Origin of the sequence: Halovivax asiaticus JCM 14624, from assembly GCF_000337515.1 — an archaeon.
Taxonomy (GTDB): domain Archaea; phylum Halobacteriota; class Halobacteria; order Halobacteriales; family Natrialbaceae; genus Halovivax; species Halovivax asiaticus.
Genome location: NZ_AOIQ01000021.1, coordinates 288,540 through 314,412, shown reverse-complemented (window position 1 = coordinate 314,412; position 25,873 = coordinate 288,540). Strand labels below are relative to the sequence as shown.

Genomic DNA, 25,873 nt, shown 5'->3' with positions numbered 1-25,873 from the left:
ATCGGACGAATTCGAAGGTTTCAGCGGCTTCAAGACTGGCTTGGAACGACGAGTCAAACAGGTAGGCGTGCTTGAAACTCACGCCAGCAATTAGATTTATAGGCTATCCGTTCCCCGTCATGATCGAATCCAGTTCAGGAGGAATCACCCGAAGGCGCCCCACGGTGCGGGTGCCGATGGGAACCTGCCGAGACTGGAGGAGATTACAATGTTGGACGGTAAAACACTACGCAACAAATTGGTCGGATCGGACAACGAACGCGCGGTCTCTCCTGTCATAGGAGTAATTCTCATGGTTGCCATCACGGTCATTCTGGCAGCCGTCATCGCGACGCTCGTGATGGACTTCGGTGAGAACGTTGACGGACCGGGTGTTAATGCGGGAGTATCAGTGAGTGGCGATGGGACGGACACTGTCACTGTTTCAGTCTCTGACCTGGGTAACTCAGATGGGGTTGCTATCGTTGACAGCAGTGGTAGCGTAATTGAAACCTTGACTTCTACTGGCGCCTCGACCTCGTATTCCACTTCTGGGTCTTATAGTTCTGGGGACAGCTTCACGGTCCAAGCGTACAAAGGATCCGTCTCCAGTGGTAGCGGTATCGACACTCAGGCCCAAGAGAATTCCGTTGTTGGAGAATTCACGCTTCAATAACCGTCCGAAAACACGCTGACTACCGGGCCGTTTTTTTTGAGACTCACTCGACACTGACTGACCAGTCTGTCTCGAACTCGATGGCGAGCTGGGGCTGGTCCAGAATCTCGGCGATCTCCTCGCCGGTGAGCGAGCCTCGCTCCTCCGCCTCGAGCATCAGCTTCTCGATGGAACCAGTCGGATGTCCTTCGCTCCCGGCCATCCGGAGAAAGTAGACCGTCGCGGCATCGAGTGCCCCCGAAACGGTGCTTTCACCGGTCGCTTTCTTCAAATTCTCCCAGTTCCGCGCTCGTCGGTCCGTTTTCTGGATTCGCATTCCAAATTGCACATCCACCCGATTTCCGTAGTGTTTTCGCCTCACTCAAATCGGCGGAGTATATAAAGAGGCCAGTACGACCGACTCGATCGTGCCGATCGGCGTGACCGGCCGACTGAGAAAACGGTAGATTTTGCACATGGCCGATTCAGAACGATGTGCAATTTCGGAGATCGCGTTTTGTCGCGCTGCAAGTGGCGGGACTCGTGGACAAACCGGGTTCCACGGGGTTTCAGATCAGCCTTCCAGTTCGTCGAAGACGTCGACGGACCACTCAAGGTCATCCTCCTGTTTGATCTGGGCGTGATATTCGCCGGCGAGCTCGCCATCTTCGTCGACGAGCCCCTCGCGTTTGGCCTCGTCTTTCGGAATCGTGACCCCGATCGACCCGCCGATACGCTGGATTTTGCGGATTGCCATGTACCGCCCGGCATCCCGATACCTATTATACTTATTGACTACCCATTTGGCTGAGGTTTTAGATAGGGTGGGTTGAGCGCCGAACTGCAATGTCGTATGATACTGTGGGCTCACCGCCCATCCGACTGCTCGCATCGCTTATCATCGCCGTCGCGGCGCTCAACTTCGGCCTGATCGAGTTCGCCGACTACGACCTGGTCCGCGATCTCCTCGCGTTCTCCGAGGGGACGACAGAGTACCAGGCCATGAGCGCGATCGTCGGCGGCGCCGGGCTGCTCGAACTCTACAACACCGCGGTCACCTTCCTGGACTGAACAATGGCAGGCAACCCAGACATGAGTTTCCAGCGAGAGGTGTGGCTCATCATCCCATTCTCGATGGCCGTTGCCGTCTCGCTGGGGATGCTCTCGACGGACCTGGTCCCGTTCATCGATCTCGGTCAAATCCTGTTCGAGTTCGGGAACATCGAGTTCTCGCTTGCTCGCGGGATCGCCGTGGCGTGTCTGCTGGCCGTCTTCGTCAATCGAGACGTCGGCTTCGCGGACACATCCGGGGTAGACCTCTGGATCGTCTACGCAACGATCGGGCTGATCCTCGCACCGCCGCTGTTCCCGGCACTCCAGGGAACGCTCGCCGAAGCGCCGGCCGCGTTTGCGGCGTTCGGTGTCCAGACCACGGGCTTCACGCTCGTTAGCTACCTGAACTAACAATGACGCACAACACCACGCTCAAGACGATTGGAGGTATCGCACTGCTGTTCGCCGTCTTCCTGACGGCGGCACTCATCACTAGCGGCGCATCGGCCGCGGAGGTCGCGAACGAATCGGTTACGCTCGAGGACGGCGACGATCTCGAGGTCGCGATCGAGTGGACCGACACGGCGGACGCGGCGAACACGTCGACGATCGAGATCGCGAACGAAACAGTAACCGTCGACAATGTGACCGTCGACGCGGATCCGGGCAACGAGACCATCTCGACGTGGGTCGTCCCGGATGATCTCGTGGCTGGCAACTACACGGTCACCGTCGACGGGACGAGCTCGGACATCAACGCCACGCACGTCGACGTCTTCAGCTCGGACGACGATGGCGGAACGATCATCGACGACGTGACGGGCGACGCTGATCCGCTGGTGTCGTTCGGCGCGGCGGCCATGCTGCTCGGCGGCGGGGTCTACGCCCGCCGGGAGGGATGGCTGTGAGCGCGGACGAATCACCCGTCCCTGATCCGGAGAAACGCCGGACCCTCAAGCGGATCGCAGCGGGTGCGGGCGGCGCGGCCACCGTCGCGGTCGGCTCGACGCAGGCACCACGCTTCTCCCCGATCGGCCGCGCAAGGGCAATCGTTCCGTTTCTCGCTGGCGCGGCTGTCGGTGCGACGATCGGGGCCGCGTTCATGGCGGGGATGACTAACGCCCCTGAACGCGGCACCGAAGAGTACGACACGCTGGCACGGCTGGCGCTCTGGGCCGACGGCTTTCGGACGTTTGCCTCGAACCAGGCGACGAACGAAACGCTCGACGTTACGGCCGCTGACCTATCGGAGTTCTCGGTCAATCGGTTGATGGCCGAGGCGTCGCTCGAAGCGATGAACCAGCAACACGACAACGGAGCGACCCAGAGTGAGGCGCTTGCTGCTGGCAAGTCTGTGATCCGCGAGCAGGGTGCCACGATGGAGAAGAATTTGCTCAACGAGACTGCACTCCAGGCGACAGAGGTCAAGAACTTCTTCGACGACGCGGCCGTTGTCTCTGGCCTTTCCCCGGCCGACGTGATCCTCGCATCGAACGGTGATGCCCTCGACGAAGTTTCCCGCGAACAGCGGAAGTATGAGATAGAGCTTGTGAACGGCGAGGTCTGGGCGAAGGATCTTGAAGTGATCTTGTACAAGTGGCCGATGAACACGAACGGGCTTGCTGTCCACTGGATGCCCCAGAGTGTTGCCAACGAGAAGGGGACATCTGGGGCCTTCACTCTCGACGGAGTCGACCACTCGACAGCGACGTACGGTGGTCGCGACGTTAACCCGATCTCGCAGCACGGGTCACTCAACACGGCTCCGTGGCCACAGGACGAGTACGAGTCTCTCGATGAGCAGTCGAAAGAGAACATCGACCCGCCGAAGGAGCCGACGGCGAGTGTCCCGGTCGTCTACGAGGTGTATGGCAACGCACTCTCGAACGTATACACTGCGATCTCGAACGCCGAGTCTGAGTTCGAGACCTTCCTTTCGAACATCTGGTCCGATCTCCAGGCGGACGATACGGACCCGTCCCAGTTCATGACGCCGACGATGTTGGCGTTGACCGCGAGCGAAGAGAACACGTTCCCGTACGCAACCGGTGCACTGGCCTCAATGGGCGTTCCCACATCTGCCGAGACGGTCGAGGTCAAATTTCCGAACTCGACGGACGAGAACGGCGACGTGCTCGTTGAGACCGGGCAGTTGTTCGCTAACCCCATGCCGGCGAGTGGCTTCCAGGAGGGCCAACTCTACGATCCGGCGAACTTGACGACGAACATCTATATGGCTGCTCACTCGGTCGACAAGGCCGGAGAGCAGTCTTATGGAATTCAGCAGGTGGATGAGCCGTTCGAGATCATCACCGTCTGGACGTTCAATGAGAATGGGGAGAAAGTCGAAACCGACGAACTCACGTGGGGACAGAGTGGTTTCACCGGCTCTGAGACCAACTACGACGACTTGATCGCGGCCTTGAACGACGTCTCCGATGTTGAGCAGGAAGCCTGTCTCTTATACACATCTCTNGATGTGTATAAGAGACAGCTCGAGGGCGGCAACGAGACCGGCATCACCTTTCCGTGGGACGGCGACGGCGGCCTCCTCAACTGGCTCATGGGAATCAAACTGTTCGGTATCCCGCTCTGGATTCCGGGCGCCGGACTCCTCGGACTCGGAGCGTACAACCGCGTCAAAGGGGACTGACTCATGCGCCGGCTTATCGTTCTCGCGCTCTCGGTAGCGCTGCTCCTGCCGATCGCGACCGGCGCCGTCGCGGCACAGAACGAATCCGAGACCTCGGAGATCGTCCTCGAGATCGACGAGGACGTGCGCGTCACCGACGTCGAGTGGGGCGACACCGTCGAGGTCACGCTCGAGTCGACGACGCCGAGCACGACGCGCGTGACGATCTCCGACATCAGCCCGATCAACTCCGCGGGCGCTCACCAGATCGACCAGGAACGCGTCACGCTGCGAGGCGAAGAGCGCGTGACGGTCGAGATCACGCTGGCCGATCCGTCGAACCCACAGCTTTCGCTCGCGACATCGAACGGCGCCGCGCTGCTCGTCAACAGCGGCGATTCCAATTTCGACCCGTTCGAGGGCGTACCCGCGACGTGGGGCCTGATCCGCCTCGGCGTCGCCAGCGCTGCGGGCGGCGGCGTGGTCGGTTTCGCCATCATCGGCTGGAGCGCGGTCGCTGATCGACACGACACCGACGAACTGGTGAAACCATGATCGAGTCACTACTCGGCATCGACTGGCGTCGCACTGGCCCGCGCGAGCTCGTCCGCGAGCAGCGCGAGCGCATCCAGGCGCTCGAGACCTGGCAGAAGGTCGCACTCGCGGTCGCGATCGCGTTCGTGGGGTTCTACGTGCAGCCGAGCCCGCCCGCGTGGGCCTGGCTGGTCGCACTCTCGGGCGCGGTCGGCATCGCGGCTGCGATCATGCCCGCGAAACGAGTCATCGGCGAGCTCGTCAGTGACGACTTCGAACTACTCGAGGAGTTGAAACCCGTCTCGGGCGACCGCGCGACGCGGAAGATATCCCGAGACCGATGGGCCGAGCTCACGGTCGTCGATCACGACGGGAAGATCCGCGACAAGTCCTACCTGACCGAGGTCTCCAGGCTCGTCGACGTCAACGAGAGCGGCCAGGCTGAATGGCAGCAGGCCTACGAAGTTGACCGCTACTTCCCTGAGAGGAATGTCGCGATCGCGAGCTGGCTGGCCGGTGCGTCGAACGCCGACCTCCGCCGCTACCGCAGAGCCTACCGGAAGATCACGTCGGAACTCTCGAAAGAAGCCGACCAGTCGCTCGAGGAGATCGTCGACGCCCCCGAGGCCCGACGTCGCGCGGCCTCGGTCACGGTAAACGCGATCATCCAGGCCGCGGAGGGCGTCGAGGCACCCGGCGAGCACTCGATGGCCGATGAACTCGAAGACCTCCGCCAGGAGGCCGAGGAGTCGGTCGACAAACTCCTCGAAGACCGAGGCATGGACGATATCGAGAAAGCTCTCGCCGAAGACATCGACGAGGAAGCCGACGAACCGGCGACACCCGAATCGGTCGAGATCTCGATCGACGGCACTGGCGCGAACGGAGGTGACGACGAGTGACCCGAACGATTGAAGCACTCGTCACGGATGCGGTCGAGTTCGACGATCTCGATCGGTACGCGATCCCATCGGAGACCTACGACGGCGTCGAACCTGACGAGGATCTCGTTCTCGTTCAAACTGACCCGTTCCCGGAACGCGTACGGAGGATTCTCGGCCTCCCGATCGTCAACATCCCGCTTCGAGTGGTTGGCATGTTCGTGCTGGCGATTCCCGTAATCGGACCGAAATGGGCCGACCTCTGGGACCAGGGGACCTACAAGGTCGCCATCGAGCACGGCGCCGTCGACATCGGCGAGTGGATCTCGCTTGAGCTGGAGGAAGCCGTCGTTGAGGAGACGACGTCCCGGCGAGGAACCGAGGACCGGACGATCTGGCTCTACGAAGGAGAGGTTCGAACTCGAGGCGATCACTCATGACGAAACCAAACGAAATCGAGGGAGAGAACTCTCACGGGCCGATGAGAGAACTGCGCGAATACACGCTCGGTCGCCTGGACGTCGACCACCACGACGTGGCTCGCGTCGCCGGCCTGATCGAGGATCCCGACATCCGCGAACTCGTCCTGTTCGCCTCGCAGGTCTACGACAACACCGCCCACCCAGATCTACCAAACGAGTTCTGGGATACGAACTGGGCGCGTCGCATCCTGCAGACGCAGGGGACGGAGACGGCCGCCCGAGCCATCCGCGACGGCGACAAATCGACGGCCGCGTTCCTCACCGGCATCCCAAGCTACTCCCGGGACATCAGCGGCGTCGACGGCGAGGACGCCCTCGAGGACTGGCTCTGTCACGACGAAGCGTGCAAACTCGTCTACGTGGCCGGACACATGGGGATGGGGAAGACATCGTGGGCGGTCCGCTGCATGCAAGCCGTCGATCGGCACTACCGGCGAGCCCGGACGATTGCGGAGGAGACCGACGGTCTCGAACCGAACGACATCCCCGAACCCGAGTTCGCGACCAACTTCAGCATCCAACCGACGGGTGACGTCAACTGGCGGATGATCAACAACCATCCCGATCTCGTCGACTGGTGCGACCGGGGTTCGAGTGACGAGGTGCGCTGGTACTGGTTCGACGAGGCCTCGAGCGAGCTCACCGCTCAGGATGGCGCGCTCGCGCAGAAGGTCGTCCGCAAGATGGGGAGCCTGGTCAAGAAGGCCCGGAAGAACGGTGTCAACCTCGGGTTCATCGGCCACGATCGCGGCGACGTCCATCTGCTGATCAGGTCGATGGCTGACTTCGTCGCCAAAGACTCGCAGAAACGGGCGACGGTCTACGGCGGCATCAAAGACCGCGAACCGGTCGATCCGAAACTCTCGCTGCGAGGGATCCCAGACGCAACCTGGGGCTACGATACCGAGGACATGGCCGAATGGTCCTGGGGCGACGAAGAAGCCGACGTCCCGGCTGGCTACGTCCCGAAGGAGGACCTGACCGCGCTCAAATACCGGATCATCGCGAGAGTCTACTACACGACCGATCTCAGTTACCAGAAGGTCGCCGATCGCGTCGGCTGTTCAAAGGGAACCGTGTCGAATGCGGTTGACCGCTGGGATCGGGAGTCTCTGGGCCTGGATCCGGAGAATCAAGGCAGTCCGGACAGCGGCGTCGTCAAGCCAGCGGGGACCGCAGATGACTGATGAACGTCTTCAACAGGGAAATCGAGGGACGGCGGACAGACAGCGCACCGGTCAACGGTCACAGGGGGCCCGCCTACGCGCCACGCCGGCGGGCGCGCATTATGCGCGGGCGCTCGCGCGAGCGCGACCCGAATTGACCGAACCACGGGGTGCGACTAACTCATGATCGGCCCGATCTCGATCGTACTGTGGGCGATCGTCGCGATCTCGACCGGCGTCGTCGGCTGGACCGTCGACGTCGAGATCTCCCAGCTACCAGCTGCCGCTCGAGGCCGGTCACCGGACGAGTGGCTCTGGTTCGACGAGCGGACGGCACTCGGAGGTGGCGCATGATCCGGAAGGTCGTCAACGATGGTCTCTGGTCGCTGGGGCTCGTCGCAGCAGTCGCGATAGGCTGGTTCGCCGTCCAAGACGTCGGGCCCGGCGGTGTGCTCGTCCCGATCGCGGCGATCGCGCTGCTCGGCGTGACGTCCTGGCTGGCCTATCCAGGGGAGAACCCGCCGGAGGAGGACCTCGAACCGACCGATCGCACCTGTCCCGCGTGGGGCTGCTCGGAAACGCTCTACGCCACGGATGGCCGCCTGGTCGACGTCTACCGCTGTCCCGAATGCCGGTTCGAAGGGGCCGAAGCTCCGACGTCGATACTCTGGAAAAAAAGCCCGCTCTGTCCTCACACGAAGTTCGTAACTCCGCCGACCACCCACTCGTAGCCGAACAGCACGGCGATCGCGGCGAGCAGGAGGTGACGGACGGCGATGTCCTCGATCGTCCCGACGATCCAGCCGATGAACCCCGTCACGAGCATCAGGCCGTAGTAGTACCCGCCGACGAGGAACGTCCCGAGGGCGATCAGTTGTTTCACGATACCGAGGCCGACGAACCACGAGATCACGGTCTCGATGGCGAGCCCGAGTGTTGCGCTCATGATTCGGGCCGCAACCCGCCCCCTCGTTAATCTTCCCCGGACAGTTCCCGACGGAGATCGTGCCGGACCCAGTCGAGTTCGTCTCGATGCTCCTCGATCCACTCCAGCGGATCAGTCCCGTGCCAAATGGCCTCGTGAAAGTCAAATCGACCGCTACGCTTGATGGTCTCCCGGGTCAACTTGTACTCCTTCTCGATCGGCGCAAACACGCCCTCCACAATCGCCTCGCGGCCCTGTTTTCGGAGCGCGACGACGCGACCATCGAAGGTCCGAGTCGCGATCGCATCGGCCATCGCTTCGACGTCGCCGCCGCGGAGCTCGAGCAATCGCTTGCCAACCTCGAAGCGAATGACCCGCCGCTTCCGTTGCTGTTTCAGTTGTCGGTCATTCATGGGGACACCTGAGGACGGCACCGATGTATCTGTTTCAGGGCCGTTTCCGAGTTTCCGATACTGCGGGTCTTCCAGCGGCTCGCGCTGCTCGATCGCCTCGACGAGCGTCAGCCCATGTTCGTGGGCGATCTCGTCAACCATCGCCCAGCAGTGATGCCACATTTCCGAGCCTTCGGAGTACTGGCGAGCCATCCAGGTAAGCGCCTCAGCGATGATTAGGTCGTCCTGTGGATGTCTGTGCATCGGGGTCTCTGGCCGCGTCATCGCGTAAAAACCTGCGCCCACTCAGGGCCCATACCGACGTTTGACCCACCATTCAACAAGGTCCAGTCCGATCTCGTAGCTCTTCGAGCCAGGTGATGAAATAAGGCCATAGATGACGAGGCCCAGTAAGGTCGTAGTCGATTGAATTACTGCCTTGTTCCATGCAGCCATAAAATACAGCTTCTCAGGCGGTAATCGAGGAGAAAAATCATCTTTCGGATATGCGACCTCGGTGACGAGGGCTTTGGCTATCAGTAGACCAGCGTCAAGTGAATAGAATAACAAACCAACAATCACCGAAATCACATATTCTGACATTGCTGGGACGCCGATCCATTGGAAGACCTGCACAAGAATTCCTACGAGAACAGCAGATGCGAAGAGGTTGATGAAATTAATCATGTTCAGGCTGCGGTCAATCGAGAGATATCGATTACGGGTCTCGTCGAGACCGTACTTACCGACGATTGTCCACTGTAGCTTGTCCTCTGGCGTAGCGTCCGAGTTGTCCATAAATCGCTCGTAGATGTCGCAACAGTCTTTCCGCAACTGTAGGAGGGTCCCTTCACCGAATAATTCGTTCAATTCCTCCTGCTCCTTCTGAACCTGATGATCGAAAATTTGGTCACCATTATCTGCCATAATGAAATCCAAACGGGACTACATATACGAAAAGGTACCGCCGTAGAGGTGGTTTCGACTTTATCATCTGCAGATGCGGGCTGGGCAGCCCTTGCGGTTTTATTGAGTCTGCTTTAAGTATGCTGAAGAGTTTCTGAACCCCTCCTAAGGCCATCCGACAATCTCGGTTATCAAGGTACCACCCTGTCGTTCTGCTACCCTCACCCTGGTGAGCCGCCTGTCTACAGCCTTCCCGGCCAACCACCAGCGCGGCGCGCGTTCTGCGCGCCGCAAGATTACCCCGCCCCCTTAGGGGCACCTACCGTAGGGGGACCTGACAACCGCGGTGGCCACCGAAACCGCTGAGGCGGCCGAAATCGACGGGAAGAAATCCGCTCGTAGGCGTTCTCTACTGACGTCGATCTCGAGAAACTGGCCCCAAACTGGCTGGTACGCACCCGTTAACAGGCTGGTGAAAGTGAAACTACCATCAGAACCCAGACCTATCGAGTTGAATAGGTAGAACCGTTGTAGGGTCACAATGCAAAAAAGTCAAACCGCACACAGCTACCGCTATCGACCGGGCGAACACGTACCGCGAGTTTACCGGAGTGGCGGTGGGAGTTCGTCAGCGCGAACCCGAACGTCGCGATCGTCAAGCTCGTCGCGATCGACGCGGTGGGCGACGTCGTGGATCGAGGCGGCAAGTTCGCTCAGGTAGCGGAAGCCGATCTCGTCCGGATCGCTGGCCGCGTCGCTCGCCGTTTCGTCGACTGAGTCCTCTTGGTCGCTGTCTGTCTCCGAACGCTCCTCGCGCCGCTCACGGCGTTCTTCGGCCCGCGCGTCCATGTCGTCGGCCATGTCTTCGGGCCGGACCTCGCGAAGAATCTCGCGAGCCCGCTCGAGGACGACCTGGGAGACGAAGACGACGAGCACGGGGTTCGACAGCCGCTTCACGACACCGCTCTCGGCGAGCCGGGCGACGTGGTAGCGGATCGTCGATCGCGCCAGTCCCGTGCGTTCTTCGAGCTCGTCGTACGTCGCACCGTCGTGCTCGGCGATCACGCGCAGGATGTCGTAGACGGACGTCGTCGACTCTTTCAGCGCCTCGCGGTAGATGTCGGTCGCCAGGTCCTCGTACCGTCGCCGGAGCATCCGACGTCGACCGGTCGGCTTCTCGAACTCGTAGGGCGCGCAGTGTGGCCCGTCGAAGAAGTCGTCGGCGACGAGATCGGAGCGCTCAATCCCGGCCCATCGTGCGTGCGTCGCGACGATGTTCCGCAGGTAGTCCATGATCTCGTCCCACTGCTCGATGTGCGGGAGCTTCCCCTCGTTGACGCCGTCGAAGCTGGCCTCGAGCTTCGGATGGTGGTACGGGCTGGTCTTCGGCTTCTTGAACCAGGCGGCGGCCTGATACAGTTTCACCTCGGTATCGAACGGCTGGTGATCGAAACCGAGCAGGTGCCAGCGATCGTTACTGACGCGGGCTTCGAGCCAGCCCTCCTGGATCCGCTTCTGGTAGGCGTCGATCTCGGCCTCGCCGCCCCAGGCGACGAGTTGCTTGGACTGCTCGATCGTCTCGATCGCGGCGGCCTTCTTCCCGATCCGGAACCGGATGTGCGCCTCGGCTTTCGCAGCTCGCCGCGCGTCGTGAACGCGATCGTCGAGATCGATCACATCAGGACCGTAGACAGCCCGAAGGATGTCGTACATCCGGCGCTCGATCTCGTAGGGATCCTCCGCCCAGGTGGTCTGGCAGACGACGCGCGTGCCGTCACCGTAGGGACACTCGAGGGCGTCACCGCTCTTATAGACCATGTCCCGGAACTGCGGCTGGATGTTGACGTTCGCCGAGAGCGCCGGTTCGGTCAACTCCAGCTCGCCGTTCTCGTCCTCGCGGACCTCGCGGAGCATGAGATGCTGCTCGTAGTACTGCGTATAGTCGTCACCGTGGCCGTAGCCGGCTTTCCAGCCGGAGCTTTTCGCGACGATCGCGTGCTGGCGGTCAGATCCCAGCCACCCAGCGTCGAAGTCTTCGACCGCGAGGTACGGCTGGTTCTCGGGATCGCCGATATGCTCACGCCAGTACGCGAGCGCCTGGTCGTAGAGCGTTCCGCGCTCGTGAGACGGATCGGAGAGCTTTCCCTCCAGGTCCGAAAAGTGGTTCATGACGGCGGCGCCGTGGGCACGAGGCTCTGGGAATTGATCGCGCTCGGTCCCGGTGACGTCGTCGACGTTACCGGGTGCTGAGGCCTCCGAACTCACAGCGGACCACCTCGAGCCCGGCGCACCTCTTGCACGCAGTCAGTGCAGACCTGTCGAAGCCCGTCGACGCGAGCGCCACAACGCTCGCACTCGGCGGGTTCGATCACGCGGCTCACCAAATCACCTCGTGAGCTATGTCGTCGGCTGCGTCGATGGCCTGGACCGCGACGGCTCCCACGAGGAACCAGTAGACTGGCGCTGGATCGACAACAGCAACCATCACCAGGGCCGTGTACATCGGAATGACCGCGAAGGTGGCGTGAGCGAACGCTTTACCGAGCCAGACCGGTGTCGAGTCAGTCACGCGAACTCACCCCGTCGGCCGTGAGCGTAGCCTGTTCCGTGGTCTCGCCGTTGGCGTCTTCGCAGTCAGAGCAGGTATCGGAGTCAGACCACTCGAAGACAACTCCGCCACAGTTCGGACACGGGGTCGCGTAGTCCTGCTCGAGGAGCCCGCGCTCCTTCTCTGCCATGTCGCGGTCGATTCGACTCACGCCGATCGACCTCCGTCAGTAGCGAACGCACCGAGCGGGCGGTTGTGCCCGGCCGATCCGTTCGAGTCGCCACCGTCGTGGATAAACTTCAGGAACGCATCGCAGTCCCAGTTCGAGCAGTTGCCGAACGTGGGCTCATCCGTCGGGACGAGCAGCGTCGCCAGGGCTTCGGTCCCGCAACCCGGGCACGAATAGCTTACCAGCGGCTCGCCGAACGAGAGTTCGATCACGAAGTCCGTCCGCTTCTCCCGACGCCGGCGCGTCAGCGTGCTGGCGTCCGGACTACCGAGTCCCGTCACGCAGACCACCCCGCGGAGATCGTCGCCTGGTAGTCGGCCTCGATTCCATCGTAGCCGACGACCTTGATCTCGTCGTCGTTGTTCCAGAACAGCTTCCGAATCGCACCGTCCTGATAGACGAGTTCCTTGATGTTGCGGCCTCTGTAGCGCTTCGGGTAGCCGTCGCGACCAGCTGGCGTATCGGGATCGCCGATCGCGATCGAGTAAGTCGGAACTCCGTATACCGGCCGCTCACGCACGTGGAAGACCTTCTGAATGCGGTCAGGGCTGTAGCTGGTCGTGATCAGCGCCCCTGGTTCGAGTATCTCGTCGACGGTCGGCTGACACGGAGGAGTGAGGCGAAGACAGATCCCGTCAGGTAGGACCGCCATCCGTTCCGTAACGGGTTCAGCGACGTCTTCCTCGTCGCCGTGAGGGTAGTCCCATCCGTCCCGCCTGTACGTGTTTTGCGGGCTGTGTCGGTACTCGCAGAACGCACAGCAATCGAATTTCACGGCGACTCACCTCCGTTCGTACGAAGGTGCTGCTCGACAGCTTCGACATCGGGGCCGATCCGGGGGTGATCTGCTGGGCGCACTCCGTAGTACCCCATTTTGAACCCGTAACAGATCGCGCACACAGACACGCCGTTGGCGTAGTAGAAGTCTGTGAGAGCCTTCTTACAGAGTTCACACCTGTCTGGCTCGGTCTCATCAGATGGGAACCGTGGCCGGCCCTTCGGTCGACTCGCGACCGTCATGGCCCCACCCCCGTCTCCGCGGCGACGTCGAGCAGCGTCTTCTTCGGGACAGCAACGTATCGCGCGTGCCCGTCGGCAAACTCGAGTCCGACGCCAGTCCAGCCCTCAACCATGTGAGTGGCGTCGGCGTCACACCGCGCGGGGATCACGATCTCGTAGGCGTGCTGGTCACACCGCCAGCCGAAGACGACGAGCGCACCCTCGAGGCGCTCGCGAAGGTCGCGATCGACGACGTCGGGCTGGTGGACCTGATGGCTCTGCTTGGTCTGCGGGACGGGATGGCCGCACTCGGGGCAGATCGGGATGCCCTGCGAGTCGGTAGCCGGCTCGCGGACGATCGTCGGCGGGCGGACGCCGTAGCGACCGAGGCCTTCGGTGCGGCTCATCGCACATCACCCGTGGTCAGAGTGAGTAGCGTGCCGATCATCGCGCAGATCGCAGTGGCGAACGCGGCCTCAACCAGGGGAAAGGACGTGTACGTCGTCAGCGCCCAGGTGGACGTCGCGCCGAGAGAGATGCCGACCCAGACGTCTAACGGGCGGCTCATCGGTCGGATCCCTCCGCGTGTTCCGTGGCCGCCTGTAGTGAACGAGTGAGAAGATACACGGTGGAGGCGCCAGAAACAGCGAATCCAGCCATCGAGAGTTTCGAGTACCCGGAATAGATACCGATTAACAGGACAACGAAACCGACCACGTTGACCTTCTCGGCGGTCGTGGTTCGGTACATACCGCCCTCAGACATCCCGATCCTCCTCCGCGAGCGTGTTAACCCAGGTATCTGAGTCGTACCAGAGACACTCGGGGCAATCCATCCAGGTCGATATCGGAAAGCCGCAATTCGGACACTCGTAGTAGTGCCGAGTAACCACTTCTCCGTCCGAGTCCGTGTGCGTCTCCGCCCCGTCGTACTCCAGGGTGTCAACGCCGACCGTCGGCCGGTCAACACCGTCGGTGGAGGTACCGCCGTCGGTCTTGAGCTCGCCTTCGCAATCGGGATCGTAGTCGCTGGGCACGCCGAGTTTGTCCTCGAGGCGCTCGGGACACTCGTCGTAGCCGCAGCCGGGCCGGCCGCAGTACGAACAGCCCGTCATGGGCGATCGCCTCCGTTTGGGTCACCGGTGACTGTGTCTGCCGCTCGATCTCGGTCGTCAGAGCCACGCCCACACTCGGGGCAGACCAGGCCGTTGATGACGTTTACCTCGAAGGCCTCTCCACAGACGCAATCGACCGTCTGTGGTTCCATCGGGAGGTTTCCGAGATTGTAACCGAGCTCTCGATTGATGATCGACTCGAGTTTAGCAACGCGACTCTCGAGCCCACTCACGGTGGTACCGCCGTCGGCGCGAAGTTCGGCGCTGGGAACGCTGTCGAGTGCGTCCTCCGCGGCCTCGATCGTCGCGGCGAACTCGTCGGTATCGTAGCCGGTCGCGTCCGGTCCGAAGCGACTCACGTCACCTTCGAGCTTCCCCTTCGCGTTCTCGACCAACTCCTCGAGGACCGCACGCTCGACGGTTGCGAGTTCGACGTCGTCGCCCTCGTGTGACTGGACTTCACCGCAGTGCGGGCAGTAACGCGCGGCCATCGTGATCGAGGCCTCGCACGCCCAGCACTCGCGCCGGTAGGATCCGCCCGTCATGCGGACTCACCACCGTTGAGCAGCGCGTCTCTCGCACGCTTCACGCGCTGGAACGCCTCACTATCCCCGCCGCCGTTCTGGTCGGGGTGGACCTCCTTGACGCGTTCGCGGTAGGCCTCTCGGATCTCGTCGCGATCGGCGTCCGGGCGGACACCGAGGGTGACGTGGGCCGGCGGGCCGGCCGCGACAGCGTCACCGTCTCCGCTCGGAAGGCGGGCCGTGGCGAATTCGGATTGACCCGTCGAAACGGGCCGATCCTCCATCTTCCGCTTCTCCCCCACGTAGAGACAGATTTCGCGAACGTTGTCGCGAACGCGGGTCCATCGGTCACATCCGACCGCGTAATCCTCACCGTCCATCGTCCAGCTGACCACTGCACCCGGATCGTCGGGCTGGGGCTGGTTCGCGTAGGGATAGTTGGGATTCTGAGACTGGTGATCCATCGCCGTCTCGAGCCGCCAGTCGTCTACGTCGAGACGATCCATCTCCGTCTCGAGGTCGTCGACCGCCTGCGAGAGTTCGACCTCGAACTTCGTCGTTTCGCGACGCTCACCCTCCGCGTGGCGATCGAGTTCGAGCGGCCAGTCGATCTGGCTCATGCCGTCATCACCACCAGGAGCGGGACGACAGAGAGCCCGAGCATGACGATCGTGAAGACGAGCCACCCAACGGAGGTCTGGCCGCGATCGCGTCGACGACCGCCGTCGGCTCGCGCATCGTTCCCGTGATGCCCGGCCGTGGTCTCCGGATCCGGATGTCCCTCGAGGGACTTTCCGGCGCCGCTCGCGCGGCTCATCCGTCGGTAGTTATCGCACTCGGGGCAGCGGTGGACAACATCGTCGTTGTCGCCGAACACGCGGGCGAACTGCTTCGTGACGTCATTGCCGCAGTTCCGGCAGGTCGACCCGTCGGCGGGTGCCGCCAGGTCGATCATGGGCTACACCTCCCGTCGTCGAGTGCGGCGCATGGCTGTCCGGGCTCCTCGATCTCGAAGCCGCAGAACTCACAGACGAGCACCGGCTCGCTCGTCATCTCGACGCCGGCGCTCATGCCGCACCACCCCACTTAAAAAGGGTAGTTGAAGTAACGACGCATTGCTGAGGAAGTTGGGATGGCGAGACTGCTACGCTTCGTAATCTACATCCAGTAAAATTACTGATGGGACCGCCGAGAGTCGAACTCGGGTCCTACGGACCCCATCCGCAGAGGATACCACTACCCCACGGTCCCGTACCCGGATCGACGGCCGGTTGCCGTTTAAGCGTGTCGTTTGAGCGCGATCGACTCTGCTATCCCGGCCCGGGCGCCTCGACTTTACACTAGCACACGTTCGAGGTCGACGACCGTTCCCGAATCCGCATCGGGATCACCGACCAGTTTGCCGAGGCAGACTGCCGAGCCGTTCGGCGTGTAGCAGGCGACCAACGGCGTGTCAGCTGGCCCATCGCCGTCGGCCCCATCGCGCCCGGAATCCACGCCGTCTACGTCGAGAACTCCCGGTGCGTAGACCGGTGCCCCGTTGGCGACTTCCGCCGCCGCGTTCTCCGCGATCGTCACCGCCGGCAGGTCCGACAGAATGCGCTCGGCGGGGTCCACCATTGACCGGAGCGGGTCCGTATCGTCGTCCTCGATCCAGAAGGCGAGCGCATCGATCAGATCGGTCGCGTTGACGAGATCGCGGTCGTCGAACGGGTCAGTCGCCGTCCGCCGCAGATCGCCCATGTGTGCGCCGGTTCCGAGTGCGAGGCCCAGGTCGTGACAGAGTTTCCTGACATAGGTCCCGCTCTCACAGCGAATTCGCAGGAGGACCCGACGGTCCTCTATCTCCAGCGCGTCTATGTCGTAGATCTCCCGGACGCGAAGGCGGCGCGACACCGCGCTCTTTCGCGGCGGTTTCTGGTAGATCGGCCCCTCGAATTCGGCGAGCGTCGATTCGACGTCGGTTGGAACCGGTCCGTGGCACTCGAGGACAGCGATATACTCCTTGGCCCCTTCGAGAAACACCTGTGCGAGCCTGGTCGCGTCACCCAGCATTACGGGCAGACAGCCGGTTACCTTGGGATCCAGCGTCCCCGCGTGGGCCGCTCGTCCGATCGGGTCGTGACCGGCTTCGGCGAGGCGGTCGTCGACGGCGTCTCTGATCCAGGCGCTCACCTGGTGCGACGAGGGACCAGACGGCTTATCGAGGTTCACGACGCCGAAGCTCAACAGGGACGCGATCGACCGGTCGTCGGGTGGGTCACGGAGCGTCATAAGTGAGGGGTCAGAAGTCGACGTCGAGGTCGACGGGAGCCAGGCCCTCGTCACCGTCGGCGTCGTACTCCTCGACGGCGGTCGTGAGCATATCGAGCACCGCCTCGGGGGTCCAGCGGGCCGTGTTGACCGAGAGGTCGTAGATCTTCAGATCCTCGATGTCGATCCCGTAGTACTCCTCGTAGCGCTGGGCCTCGCTGGCCTCGCGAGCTCGCGTCTCTTCGGTCGCAGCGGCCGGATCCTTCTCTTCGCGCTCGGCGATGCGCTCACCCCGGACCGGGGCTGGTGCATCGAGCCAGAACTTGAAGTCAGCGTGCTCACCGGCGAGCCAGCCGGCGAGCCGGGATTCGAGGACGAGATCGTCGCGTTCGACGGCGACCTCGCGGAGACGCCGGTCGAGGTCACGATCGATCGAGTCGTTCTCTTCGGCGAGTTTGTTGAACTCGAGTGGCGTGTAGTCTCGTTCGTCGGCGAGTTCTCGGAATATGTCTCCGCCGCTTACGTGTTCGAGGTCGAAGTGTTCGGCGAGCAAGGCCGCCGTCGTACTCTTTCCGCTCCCGGGTGGGCCGGAGACGGTCAGTAACATACCCGATGTGCGCGGGGGGACCTGAAAGGGGTTTTGAATCGCCGTTCGTCCCGCGTACGGAGGGATATCCGCTGAGCACTACTCGCCCCGACACAGTAGCACACACGACCGTGGATCACGGCCGTTGGGCGAGACAACGGACCGACGCTCGATCACCGGAGCGTGAACCGAGCGTCGGTGACAACGGACAGATGAACCAGGTTCGGTGCAGACCAGCGAAAGAGGGGAGTCGGACCGGCGAACTTCAGTCCGTGGTTGGGCTCATGTTGATGTCGAGGGCCTTGCGGATGACCTGCGAGAAACCCATCGAACACAGGAAGTACCAGACGATCCAGGCTGGCATCGGACCGAGCGCGCCGTCACGTAACGACGTCTCGCCGATCATCGGGAGGATCATCTGGGCTTCCATGCCACCGACCGCCTGCGACCCGGAGGCGCGAAGCTTCCAGTACATCCAGAGGAACAGCGGGATGATAAAGAGCATCGACCAGACCATCATCCGGCCCTGCTCTTTGAACATACCGAGGTTCTCGCCCATCGACTCCATCTGCTCTTTCTGGACGCGGTCGACCTCGTTCTGGAGGCGTTCGATCTCGGCCTCGTTGGCGTCGCGTTCCTTCGCTTCCTTGAGCGCCTTCTGGGCCTCCTTCGTCCGCTCGCTGACGGCCTGCATGCGCTTCTGGTACTTCCCCATCCGTTCGGGGTCCATGACGTTCGACTGGACGAGGGCCGAGGCCAGCCCGGTCAGCAGGGAGATCGAGAGGATGACGGCGTAGAACGGAAGGTTCGCGTCGAGCGGGCCGAGAAACACGTTCATCGTGTTACCGACGGCGTTGCGGACGGTCCCAGACATGTAGCCGATCATCAGCAAGAGTGCCGTCAGCCCGGCGAGTTTGTCCCACTGAGACCACTTCGACGCCTCGGGATCGATCTCGACGCCGCCGAGCGGTTGGTCGTCTCCATCACCGTCCAGGGCTTCGTCGAACGCCTCGCGATCGGCGATCTCGAAGCCCCCATTTCCATCGACCAGCACGCCCTGTTCGATGATTCGGCCCCACTGGCCGCTCGTGAGGTCGTCGCTGACGTCGCCCCACGCGACCTCGCCCCCGTTTTCGTCCGCGTGCTCCCTGATCGATTCGAGGGCGGACTCCATCTCCGCGTCCTCGCGAAGGAGCGAGTTCACTTTCTCCACCGTACGGGTCATTCGTTCGAGCCTAGGCCACCTCCAGTATACAAGCCTTTTTCTTCAGGCACGCGCCAGCAAGTCTCGGCGTCGCCCGTTCGAACGGCTCGACGAGCGCTCTCCCCCGCTCCAGACGGCCCTCGTGACTCGATCTATCTGACAAACTGTTTTACCGGGGGGCCAGTAGGGCCCGCATGGACCAACTGAATCGGATGGCGATCGAGCTGGTCGACGAAGCGCTCGAGTACGCCGAGGAGTTGAACGTCGGCGTCACCAAGCTGGACTCCGAGTCGACCGTCCTCGACTTCGGTATCGATCACCCCGGCGGAATGGAGGGCGGGCTGTTGCTCGCAGAGATTCAGACGGCCGGCCTCGCGACGCTCCGTCGCGAGCTCGGGACTGTCGGCAACGCGACGGTGCCGTACGTCGAACTCTCGACCGACCAACCCGCCCTGTCACTGCTCTGTGCGCAGAAAGCCGGCTGGGAACTCACAACAGAGGACTTCGAGGGACTCGGAAGCGGTCCAGCCCGCGCACTCGTCGGCGAGGAGGACGTCTTCCATCGGATCGGCTACTCGGAGACGTTCGATCTGACCGCACTCGCCGTCGAAACCGACCAGTCCCCGACCGAAGCCGCCGCGGATCAGGTCGCCGCGTTCGCCGACGTCCAGCCCAGCGGCGTCTTCCTGCTGGCGTACCCGAGCGCGAGTCTCGTCGGCAGCGTGACGAACGCCGCCAGAGCCGCGGAGCTTGCGACCTACCGGCTGGCCGAACTGGGCTACGACCCGCGCGACATCGTCTCGGCGAGCGGGCGCGCACCGGTTGCCCCCGTGGCCGACGACGAGGGCACGGCCATCGCCCGAACGACCGACGCGCTGGCCTACGGCGGGCGCGCTCACCTGGTCGTCCGCGAACCGTTCGACGATTTCGACGCGATCACGTCGACCGCCGCGGCCGACCACGGCGTGCCGTTCGTCGAGATCTTCGAGGGAATGGACTGGCACTTCGACGACGCACCGGCCGAACTATTTGGCCCCGCGACCGTAACCGTCGACGTGATCGGCGGCGAGACGCACACGTTCGGCCAGACGCACGAAGACGTACTCGTCGAATCCTTCGACCTGTAATCCATCCCTGGAGGACCGGTCCGTGCAATTCAAACCGCTTCCCGACCCGCCGACCGACGACCCGCTCGACACGCTCGAGCGGGTACGATCGGCGCTGCCGAGCACACCGGAGCCGAATCTGGACTGTTGTGCCAGCGTGATGGCGGAAACGGCCGTCGAGACGCGCGACGAGGCCGGCGACTGGCTGACGTTCTGTCGCGCGCTCGAACTCGCTGCAGCGGAACCCGATGGCTACCGACGTACCGGACGATCCGCCACCCTCGATCGACCCAGCTTCGGGCCGACGTTCCGAGATCGCGTCCTCGGGGCCGACGAGGTGATCGACACGCTCGAAGCGGCCGACGATCCGCTCACACCGAACACGCTCTTCGCTCGGCTCGACGACGCAGACGCGATCCCGCGGTCGGCTAGGCGCCGACACGGCGACCAGCTCGAGGCGCACTGGACCGACCGGATTCGCCGAATTCTCGGCTGGGCGGTCGCGTTCGACCTGGTCGAACGCGTCGGCGACGGCTATCGAGCCTGAACGAGTACCAGACGGCCGAAGTCAGGACCGGCCGACCGGTGTCCCGGGTACCTGACCGGTATCGTAGCTATCCGCCCGGTGTCCAGTACCCACCGGCATCACGGTTACTCGACCGGCGTCACGTCGGTCACCGTCCCGACGCCCTTGCTGCGCCCCTCGCGGAAGACGAACTTCTGGCCCTCCTCGACGAGGTATGGGCGGAACTTGAATCGAACGCGGGTCGTCCCGGAGTCCCCGGGGAGGAGGCGTCCGTCGTCTGGATGGAACGCGGCTGCCTCGCCGATGGTCTCTAAGTGAACCACCGGTTCGTAGCCGTCGCCGATGCGAGTCGGGTGGTTTAACACCATCACTTCGGCCTCGAACTCGCGGACTGGGTCGGGATCGGCGTCGGCCGGCAAGAGGACCATCCCGCGCTCTAAGGCCGACTCGGCGATTCCCTTCAGGGCGATGCCGACGATTCGGCCCGACCGGGCCCGGTCGACGCGGTGATAGTGCATCTCGATCGAGCGGACCTCGACCTCGCGAAAGCCGCCGTCGGCCATCGGCCCGACGAGCAGTTCGTCGCCCGCTTCGACTTCGCCCGACTTGATCGTCCCCGAAGCGACCGCGCCGACGCCGGTCACCGAGTAGGAGCGATCGACGTACATCCGGAACGCGCCGTCCTCGCCGGCGGTCTTGGGAAGTCGATCGAAGAGTTCGTCGAGCGTGTCGAGGCCCGCAGTCGTGACCGCGCTCGTGCGCACGATCGGAACGACCGTCTCGCCGATCTCCTCGACGGCCGCGTCGACGCCGTGGCGCTCGATCGACAGCGGCGACTTCTCGACGTCTCGAAGCAGGCGTTCGACCTCGCGTTCGACCGCTTCGACGCGCTCGTCTTCGACGAGGTCCGTCTTCGTGATGGCGACCATGGTCGGCAGATCCGTCGCGAGGAGCACGCCGAGGTGTTCGCGCGTGACGCGGGTGGGCCCGTCGTCAGCGGCGACAGTGAGTAACCCGTAGTCGAGCTTCTGCCCGACGAGGCCGCGGATCGTCGTCCGCAGCCAGGGTTCGTGGCCGACCGTGTCGACGAACGAGACGAGGCGATCCGCCTGCTCGACGACCGCCGCGCGATCGCCCTTGCGGTTCGGATTCCGGACGTGAACCGGGCCATCGTCGTCGAATCCGTAGACCGCGTAGGAGAGGTCCGCCGAGAGGCCGCGTTCGACCTCGTGGGGCTTGACGTCGAGAAAGCTCCGCGTGCTGCCCTCGCCGTCGTCAGCCCGGCCGGTCACCAGCGAGCCGACGAGAGTGGACTTGCCGTGGTCGACGTGGCCGGCGGTGCCGACGACGACGTGTTCGGTGTCCGTCTCGAGTACCGCGCCGTCACACACCGTCGCGACGCCGACGAGGCCACTCGCGGAGTCGGCCTCACCGGCTCCCTCCGACGCGGCTGTCTTCCCGTCCTTGACGGACGAATCCGCCCCCACGTTGGACCGATCGACGCCCCACGTCTGGACGTCTTCGATGTGGGCATCGGCTTCCTCGGCGAGCAACGAGAGGACGTCCATCGACTCGGAGAACGCGTCCGGCGAGATGCCGGCGAGCCCGCCATCGTCGGTGACTCCAACGACGTAAGTCGCCTTTCCGTCGCCAGAGAGGACCCGATGGCGCAACTGCGCCGCGAGACTCTCGCGTCGCCCCTCCGCCAGGTGGACGTGCCGGGAGAGACGCTCTTTGAATTCGACGTTGCCACCGTCCTCCTCGCCACGGTTCAGGGCCCGCTGCAACAGGGCCCGGTCACGGGACATACAGTTCGGTACCCACTCACACAGGAAAAATCTTCGCCAGTGATGCGTGCTAGCATTCCACCTCAGACCGGCGTCCGCTTCGGTCTGCTCCGATGAGACAGCGACCGTTGACAGGCTCCGGTTACGTACGATAGGGACGATAGGACTCGAATCGCCCCGAGTAGAGACGGCCCCCAAGAATTCCCTCGACCAGTCACTGAACACAAAACACATACAGGCCAGACCGAATGGCAAGACATGCACGCTCCTGACCGATCAGACCTGACACTCGGTCTGGCGTTGATGCTACCAGGGATCGTCACCGCGGTTCTCGTCGACGAACTGGCGGTGACGACGCTCGTCGATCCACGGACACTCGGCGACAGCATCGCCGGAGCGATATTCCTCGGTGGCTGGGGCGGGCCCGAACACGGGATTCCATGGGTCGGCCTCGCCGTCGTGCATCTCCTGTACTACGTCGGTGTGGGAGCCGTCGTCGTGAGTTCGCTGCCTATCGTCCGTCAGAGTTTGGTAACTGGAAAGTGAGAGACACGCTATCGACCTCACGGGACAGAATAACGCCGAACTGATCGGAATTGAAGGAGCGGTACGGGATTGGCAACTATTCGGCCGTGCTTTCAAGCCCGTCGCCGTCGTGCGAAGAATATGAGCGTCGAAGGCCTCTGTCAGATCTGCGAGTCACGGCCCGCGGAGCATCGGTGTGAGAACTGCGGGGCGCTCGTCTGTGACGTCCACTTCGAGGGCGGGCTTGGCCTCTGTGCGGATTGTGCGGCGCAGGCCCAACCGGGCGATGCCGACGACACGGATATTCACCGGTTCTAGGGAGCGCCTACGTGGCGAGGGTAGACAAAGAGAGAGACTTACTCGTCGCGGTACTGATTCAGCCGTTTCTTGAGGCGTTTCGCGGCCCTCCCTGCCGCCGTGTCGAAGTCTGCGCCCGCGTCCTCGCCAGCGAAAATGATCCCGCGCGAGGAGTTGACCAGTCCGACGCCGTTCGCAAGGCCGTACTCGACGGCCGCCTCCGCGTCGCCACCCTGGGCCCCGACGCCGGGGACGAGGAAGGGCAGGTCCGGCACCTGTTCTCTGAGTTCCTCGAGTTCCTCGGGTTTCGTCGCGCCGACGACCAGGCCCACGTTGTCGTTCTCGTTCCAGAGGTCGGCAAGTGCGGCCACGCGTTCGTACAACGCTTCGCCGGACTCGAGTTCGAGATCCTGGAGATCCGCCCCGCCGGGGTTCGAGGTTCGACAGAGGACGAAGACACCGGCCTCCTCGTTCGCGAAGAACGGCTGTAACGAGTCCCTACCCATGTACGGATTGACGGTGATCGCGTCCGCCGACGGCCCTGACGAGTCGGGATCGACGAGTTCGGCGTACTGTCGCGTCGTGTTACCGATGTCCGCCCGCTTGGCGTCGAGCAAGACGGGGACGTTCTTGCCGTGGGCGTACGCGATCGTCTCTTCCAGGGCCCGGAACCCGTCCGCATCCTCGTAGAACGCCGCGTTGGGTTTGAAGACGGCCGCGTGTTCGTGCGTCGCGTCGATGATCCGCCGGTTGAACGCCCACCGCGGAAGGTCGTGATCCTGCAAGTGATCCGGGATGCGCGACGGGTCGGGGTCGAGCCCGACGGAGACGACGCTGTCGACCGTGACGATCCGGTCGTGCAGCCGATCGAAGAAGTTCATACCCCGCGTTTCGCGACGAGGGTCGAAAACGTTGCTATCGACGCGGCCGCGTCGGTCCGCGTACAGTCGTCCCCACCTCGTCCGAATTTCCCTCACTCGATCGGCGCCGCCATCGTCGAGAGGAGCGCGTTCTCGGCCTGCCGTGAGTCCAGCCGCGTGTGCTGGCAGACGATCGGAACGTCGGCCTCGATGACGCTGGCGTAGTCAGTCCCGCGCGGGATCGGCTCCGGTTCGTCCAGTTCGTCGAACCTGACGTGGCGGGTCCGTCTCGCCGGAACCGTCACGTCGTACGGCCCTGCCGGTTCTCGATCGGCGAAGTAGATCGTGATCTCGACGGCTGCAATCTCATCGCCCGCGTTCAAGAGACACACCGTCTCGTGGCTCTCCAGTTCCGGTTCGGGACCGGTGCTTCCCATGGGAATGTAGCCTTCCGGGATGGCCCACGTCGTCGTACCGAGCACTGGTCACACCCGTTCGGTCGACCACTCCACTCGTCAAAACGCAGGCCCCGGACAACGCAGGCTGGACAATTGTCGAAGGTTCCCGTTGGCACCCTCATCTCACCAGAGTGGCTACCGGCGCCCAGCGTTCGTGTCAACGACCACAATATTCATGCGCCACCGCGGGAAACAATCACCAACGAGGCTCAACCATGTCACTCACACGGCGCCACCTGTCCCTGCTCGGACGCGGGCTCGGCGCACTGGTGATCGTCACCTGCGTTTCGCTCACGATCGCCGTGATCGCGGCGGGCGTCCTCGGCGCCACCGCCTTACTCGTCGTCGGAACGGGACTGGCACTGCTGTCTGCCCTGTTTTCCCCAGTTCTGGAGGGGACCTGGATCGTGAATTTCTGGGACCTTCCCCCGACGACGGTGGTCGCGGCGGCGATCGGAATCGGATTCGTCGCGCTCCCCGTCGTGTACCTGCGGCCGGTCCGAGCCGAGATTCGGGCATTCGAACAGGCGATCGCCGGTCCCGGGACGCCGGCGGACGACCGTCACCCCGAACTCGCCGCGGCGAACAGGAAACTGGCCGCTCAGGCGGGGATTCCTGAGCCCGACCTCCGCATCGTCAACCGACGACGCCCCGAATCGTACGCGATCGGCGGCCGAACCGGCGGGACGATCGTCCTCACCCGCGGCCTGATTCGCGAACTCGACGACGAACAGCGGGTCGCCGTGCTCGCCCACGAAGTGGCACACCTGGCCAACGACGACAGTCGATTCATGCGCCGACTGCTCGTCCCGCTGCTCGTCGCCGAACGGATCGAGGCCGACGAGCGACCGACCCTGAATCGGGTTCACGGATTGAGCCCGATTAGCCACGGCGGTCGACTCCTCGCGTGGGGAGTACTGACCGCGGTAACGACGGGACAGGAACGCCTGTGTGAACTCGGTATCGGACTCTTCTCACGCGGGCGCGAGTTCGCGGCCGATCGCACCGCGGCGGAGCTAACCGGGTCACCCGGCGCACTGGCAAGCGCGCTCGAGACGCTCGACGACAGTCGTGGGCCCCCGACGCAGGACAAGCGCGAGTACGCGCGGTCGACGAGCACGCTCGACATCCTCCCGCCAGCCAAGCGCTCGAGGAGCCGGTTCGTCCGGACGCATCCCGAAACGGCCCGCCGTATCGAGCGCCTCAAGACGATGGCCGAGACAGCCAAGGAAACCCGAACGGCCTCGTGAGC

The 25,873-nt window shown here is 63.3% G+C and carries 37 protein-coding genes and 1 tRNA gene; 15 read left to right on the top strand and 23 right to left on the bottom strand.

Annotation, left to right across the window (positions count from 1 at the left end):
* Window positions 1–208: 208 nt before the first annotated feature.
* Window positions 209–655 carry an archaellin/type IV pilin N-terminal domain-containing protein gene (locus tag C479_RS14135; protein ID WP_007703950.1) on the top strand — a complete coding sequence of 149 codons (447 nt, stop codon included), beginning with the start codon at window positions 209–211 and terminating at the stop codon, window positions 653–655.
* 43 nt (window positions 656–698) lie between these two features.
* Here the strand turns inward: C479_RS14135 and C479_RS14130 are convergent, their stop codons facing one another.
* Together C479_RS14130 and C479_RS14125 are read right to left on the bottom strand one after the other, a co-directional pair.
* Entirely contained in the window at window positions 699–971 is a 273-nt protein-coding gene (locus C479_RS14130; RefSeq protein ID WP_007703947.1) for a hypothetical protein, read from the bottom strand.
* A gap of 237 nt (window positions 972–1,208) precedes the next feature.
* Window positions 1,209–1,391, bottom strand: coding sequence for a hypothetical protein (locus tag C479_RS14125; RefSeq protein WP_007703944.1), 183 nt, complete (start codon window positions 1,389–1,391; stop codon window positions 1,209–1,211).
* Window positions 1,392–1,480: 89 nt separating this feature from the next.
* Between C479_RS14125 and C479_RS14120 the strand changes: the two genes are divergently transcribed.
* The 9 genes from C479_RS14120 (at window position 1,481) to C479_RS14080 (ending at window position 8,113) form a co-directional block, all read left to right on the top strand.
* Window positions 1,481–1,705 carry a hypothetical protein gene (locus C479_RS14120; RefSeq protein ID WP_152415917.1) on the top strand — a complete coding sequence of 75 codons (225 nt, stop codon included), beginning with the start codon at window positions 1,481–1,483 and terminating at the stop codon, window positions 1,703–1,705.
* A 3-nt stretch (window positions 1,706–1,708) separates the two neighbouring features.
* Window positions 1,709–2,098, top strand: a complete 390-nt coding sequence (locus tag C479_RS14115) for a hypothetical protein (protein WP_152415916.1) — start codon at window positions 1,709–1,711, stop codon at window positions 2,096–2,098.
* Between the two features lie 2 nt (window positions 2,099–2,100).
* Window positions 2,101–2,595: a hypothetical protein gene (locus tag C479_RS14110; RefSeq protein ID WP_007703935.1), complete on the top strand. Its 495-nt coding sequence runs from the start codon at window positions 2,101–2,103 to the stop codon at window positions 2,593–2,595.
* Between the two features lie 1,748 nt (window positions 2,596–4,343).
* Entirely contained in the window at window positions 4,344–4,874 is a 531-nt protein-coding gene (locus tag C479_RS14100; protein WP_007703931.1) for a hypothetical protein, read from the top strand.
* Complete coding sequence (locus tag C479_RS14095; RefSeq protein ID WP_007703929.1) at window positions 4,871–5,755, top strand: hypothetical protein; 885 nt, start codon at window positions 4,871–4,873, stop codon at window positions 5,753–5,755. Before C479_RS14100 ends, C479_RS14095 begins: the two co-directional genes overlap by 4 nt.
* Window positions 5,752–6,174: a hypothetical protein gene (locus C479_RS14090; protein ID WP_007703927.1), complete on the top strand. Its 423-nt coding sequence runs from the start codon at window positions 5,752–5,754 to the stop codon at window positions 6,172–6,174. The genes C479_RS14095 and C479_RS14090 overlap by 4 nt, the downstream gene beginning before the upstream one ends.
* Before the next feature lie 41 nt (window positions 6,175–6,215).
* A complete protein-coding gene (locus C479_RS14085; protein ID WP_152415914.1) occupies window positions 6,216–7,403 on the top strand; it encodes a hypothetical protein in 1,188 nt (395 codons plus the stop codon).
* 162 nt (window positions 7,404–7,565) lie between these two features.
* Window positions 7,566–7,736, top strand: coding sequence for a hypothetical protein (locus tag C479_RS16315; protein ID WP_161607179.1), 171 nt, complete (start codon window positions 7,566–7,568; stop codon window positions 7,734–7,736).
* Window positions 7,733–8,113: a hypothetical protein gene (locus C479_RS14080; protein WP_007703923.1), complete on the top strand. Its 381-nt coding sequence runs from the start codon at window positions 7,733–7,735 to the stop codon at window positions 8,111–8,113. The genes C479_RS16315 and C479_RS14080 overlap by 4 nt, the downstream gene beginning before the upstream one ends.
* On the opposite strand, the gene C479_RS14075 is transcribed toward C479_RS14080, so the two are convergent.
* The 18 genes from C479_RS14075 to C479_RS13990 all read right to left on the bottom strand — a co-directional run bounded on the left by C479_RS14075 (window position 8,074) and on the right by C479_RS13990 (window position 19,083).
* Window positions 8,074–8,328 (bottom strand): hypothetical protein, encoded by a 255-nt coding sequence (locus C479_RS14075; RefSeq protein ID WP_007703921.1) that lies wholly within the window; start codon window positions 8,326–8,328, stop codon window positions 8,074–8,076. The genes C479_RS14080 and C479_RS14075 overlap by 40 nt on opposite strands.
* A gap of 26 nt (window positions 8,329–8,354) precedes the next feature.
* Window positions 8,355–8,963 (bottom strand): hypothetical protein, encoded by a 609-nt coding sequence (locus C479_RS14070; protein ID WP_152415913.1) that lies wholly within the window; start codon window positions 8,961–8,963, stop codon window positions 8,355–8,357.
* A gap of 42 nt (window positions 8,964–9,005) precedes the next feature.
* A complete protein-coding gene (locus C479_RS14065; RefSeq protein ID WP_007703917.1) occupies window positions 9,006–9,626 on the bottom strand; it encodes a hypothetical protein in 621 nt (206 codons plus the stop codon).
* Window positions 9,627–10,208: 582 nt separating this feature from the next.
* Window positions 10,209–11,870, bottom strand: a complete 1,662-nt coding sequence (locus C479_RS14060; protein ID WP_007703914.1) for a winged helix-turn-helix domain-containing protein — start codon at window positions 11,868–11,870, stop codon at window positions 10,209–10,211.
* 112 nt (window positions 11,871–11,982) lie between these two features.
* The gene (locus C479_RS14055; protein ID WP_007703911.1) at window positions 11,983–12,174 is read right to left on the bottom strand and encodes a hypothetical protein; all 192 of its coding nucleotides are present in this window, start codon (window positions 12,172–12,174) and stop codon (window positions 11,983–11,985) included.
* Window positions 12,167–12,343, bottom strand: coding sequence for a hypothetical protein (locus tag C479_RS16310; RefSeq protein WP_161607178.1), 177 nt, complete (start codon window positions 12,341–12,343; stop codon window positions 12,167–12,169). The genes C479_RS14055 and C479_RS16310 overlap by 8 nt, the downstream gene beginning before the upstream one ends.
* 17 nt (window positions 12,344–12,360) lie before the next feature.
* Window positions 12,361–12,663 (bottom strand): hypothetical protein, encoded by a 303-nt coding sequence (locus tag C479_RS14045; RefSeq protein WP_152415912.1) that lies wholly within the window; start codon window positions 12,661–12,663, stop codon window positions 12,361–12,363.
* The gene (locus tag C479_RS14040) at window positions 12,660–13,157 is read right to left on the bottom strand and encodes a hypothetical protein (protein ID WP_007703896.1); all 498 of its coding nucleotides are present in this window, start codon (window positions 13,155–13,157) and stop codon (window positions 12,660–12,662) included. The genes C479_RS14045 and C479_RS14040 overlap by 4 nt, the downstream gene beginning before the upstream one ends.
* A gap of 241 nt (window positions 13,158–13,398) precedes the next feature.
* Window positions 13,399–13,788, bottom strand: coding sequence for a hypothetical protein (locus C479_RS14035; RefSeq protein WP_007703892.1), 390 nt, complete (start codon window positions 13,786–13,788; stop codon window positions 13,399–13,401).
* On the bottom strand, window positions 13,785–13,949 hold the full coding sequence (locus tag C479_RS16305; protein WP_161607177.1) for a hypothetical protein: 165 nt from the start codon (window positions 13,947–13,949) through the stop codon (window positions 13,785–13,787). The genes C479_RS14035 and C479_RS16305 overlap by 4 nt, the downstream gene beginning before the upstream one ends.
* 189 nt (window positions 13,950–14,138) lie before the next feature.
* Window positions 14,139–14,495 carry a hypothetical protein gene (locus C479_RS14025; protein WP_007703882.1) on the bottom strand — a complete coding sequence of 119 codons (357 nt, stop codon included), beginning with the start codon at window positions 14,493–14,495 and terminating at the stop codon, window positions 14,139–14,141.
* The gene (locus tag C479_RS14020) at window positions 14,492–15,040 is read right to left on the bottom strand and encodes a hypothetical protein (RefSeq protein ID WP_007703879.1); all 549 of its coding nucleotides are present in this window, start codon (window positions 15,038–15,040) and stop codon (window positions 14,492–14,494) included. The genes C479_RS14025 and C479_RS14020 overlap by 4 nt, the downstream gene beginning before the upstream one ends.
* Window positions 15,037–15,639, bottom strand: a complete 603-nt coding sequence (locus C479_RS14015; RefSeq protein WP_007703876.1) for a J domain-containing protein — start codon at window positions 15,637–15,639, stop codon at window positions 15,037–15,039. The genes C479_RS14020 and C479_RS14015 overlap by 4 nt, the downstream gene beginning before the upstream one ends.
* Complete coding sequence (locus C479_RS14010; RefSeq protein WP_007703874.1) at window positions 15,636–15,974, bottom strand: DUF7563 family protein; 339 nt, start codon at window positions 15,972–15,974, stop codon at window positions 15,636–15,638. Before C479_RS14010 ends, C479_RS14015 begins: the two co-directional genes overlap by 4 nt.
* A 225-nt stretch (window positions 15,975–16,199) precedes the next feature.
* Window positions 16,200–16,270, bottom strand: a tRNA-Pro gene (locus C479_RS14005).
* Between the two features lie 84 nt (window positions 16,271–16,354).
* Window positions 16,355–17,293 (bottom strand): RNA-guided pseudouridylation complex pseudouridine synthase subunit Cbf5, encoded by a 939-nt coding sequence (locus tag C479_RS14000; RefSeq protein WP_007703873.1) that lies wholly within the window; start codon window positions 17,291–17,293, stop codon window positions 16,355–16,357.
* A 10-nt stretch (window positions 17,294–17,303) separates the two neighbouring features.
* Window positions 17,304–17,879, bottom strand: a complete 576-nt coding sequence (gene cmk, locus C479_RS13995; protein WP_007703872.1) for a (d)CMP kinase — start codon at window positions 17,877–17,879, stop codon at window positions 17,304–17,306.
* A gap of 244 nt (window positions 17,880–18,123) precedes the next feature.
* Window positions 18,124–19,083, bottom strand: coding sequence for a DUF106 domain-containing protein (locus C479_RS13990; protein WP_007703870.1), 960 nt, complete (start codon window positions 19,081–19,083; stop codon window positions 18,124–18,126).
* 173 nt (window positions 19,084–19,256) lie between these two features.
* Here C479_RS13990 and mch point away from each other — a divergent pair, with 173 nt between their 5' ends.
* Both mch and C479_RS13980 read left to right on the top strand, forming a co-directional pair.
* Window positions 19,257–20,189: a methenyltetrahydromethanopterin cyclohydrolase gene (gene mch, locus C479_RS13985; RefSeq protein ID WP_007703868.1), complete on the top strand. Its 933-nt coding sequence runs from the start codon at window positions 19,257–19,259 to the stop codon at window positions 20,187–20,189.
* Window positions 20,190–20,211: 22 nt separating this feature from the next.
* Complete coding sequence (locus C479_RS13980) at window positions 20,212–20,715, top strand: hypothetical protein (protein WP_007703866.1); 504 nt, start codon at window positions 20,212–20,214, stop codon at window positions 20,713–20,715.
* Window positions 20,716–20,819: 104 nt separating this feature from the next.
* On the opposite strand, the gene C479_RS13975 is transcribed toward C479_RS13980, so the two are convergent.
* On the bottom strand, window positions 20,820–22,502 hold the full coding sequence (locus C479_RS13975) for a GTPBP1 family GTP-binding protein (protein ID WP_007703864.1): 1,683 nt from the start codon (window positions 22,500–22,502) through the stop codon (window positions 20,820–20,822).
* A 237-nt stretch (window positions 22,503–22,739) separates the two neighbouring features.
* Between C479_RS13975 and C479_RS13970 the strand changes: the two genes are divergently transcribed.
* Both C479_RS13970 and C479_RS16595 read left to right on the top strand, forming a co-directional pair.
* Window positions 22,740–23,027, top strand: a complete 288-nt coding sequence (locus C479_RS13970; RefSeq protein ID WP_007703862.1) for a hypothetical protein — start codon at window positions 22,740–22,742, stop codon at window positions 23,025–23,027.
* Window positions 23,028–23,147: 120 nt separating this feature from the next.
* Window positions 23,148–23,324, top strand: coding sequence for a hypothetical protein (locus C479_RS16595; RefSeq protein ID WP_007703860.1), 177 nt, complete (start codon window positions 23,148–23,150; stop codon window positions 23,322–23,324).
* A 38-nt stretch (window positions 23,325–23,362) separates the two neighbouring features.
* Here C479_RS16595 and pyrF read toward each other — a convergent pair whose 3' ends face one another.
* Both pyrF and C479_RS13960 read right to left on the bottom strand, forming a co-directional pair.
* Entirely contained in the window at window positions 23,363–24,184 is an 822-nt protein-coding gene (gene pyrF / locus C479_RS13965) for an orotidine-5'-phosphate decarboxylase (protein ID WP_007703858.1), read from the bottom strand.
* A 92-nt stretch (window positions 24,185–24,276) separates the two neighbouring features.
* Window positions 24,277–24,645, bottom strand: a complete 369-nt coding sequence (locus C479_RS13960; RefSeq protein ID WP_007703856.1) for a sensory rhodopsin transducer — start codon at window positions 24,643–24,645, stop codon at window positions 24,277–24,279.
* A 191-nt stretch (window positions 24,646–24,836) separates the two neighbouring features.
* Between C479_RS13960 and C479_RS13955 the strand changes: the two genes are divergently transcribed.
* The gene (locus C479_RS13955; protein ID WP_007703854.1) at window positions 24,837–25,871 is read left to right on the top strand and encodes a M48 family metallopeptidase; all 1,035 of its coding nucleotides are present in this window, start codon (window positions 24,837–24,839) and stop codon (window positions 25,869–25,871) included.
* Window positions 25,872–25,873: the final 2 nt, after the last annotated feature.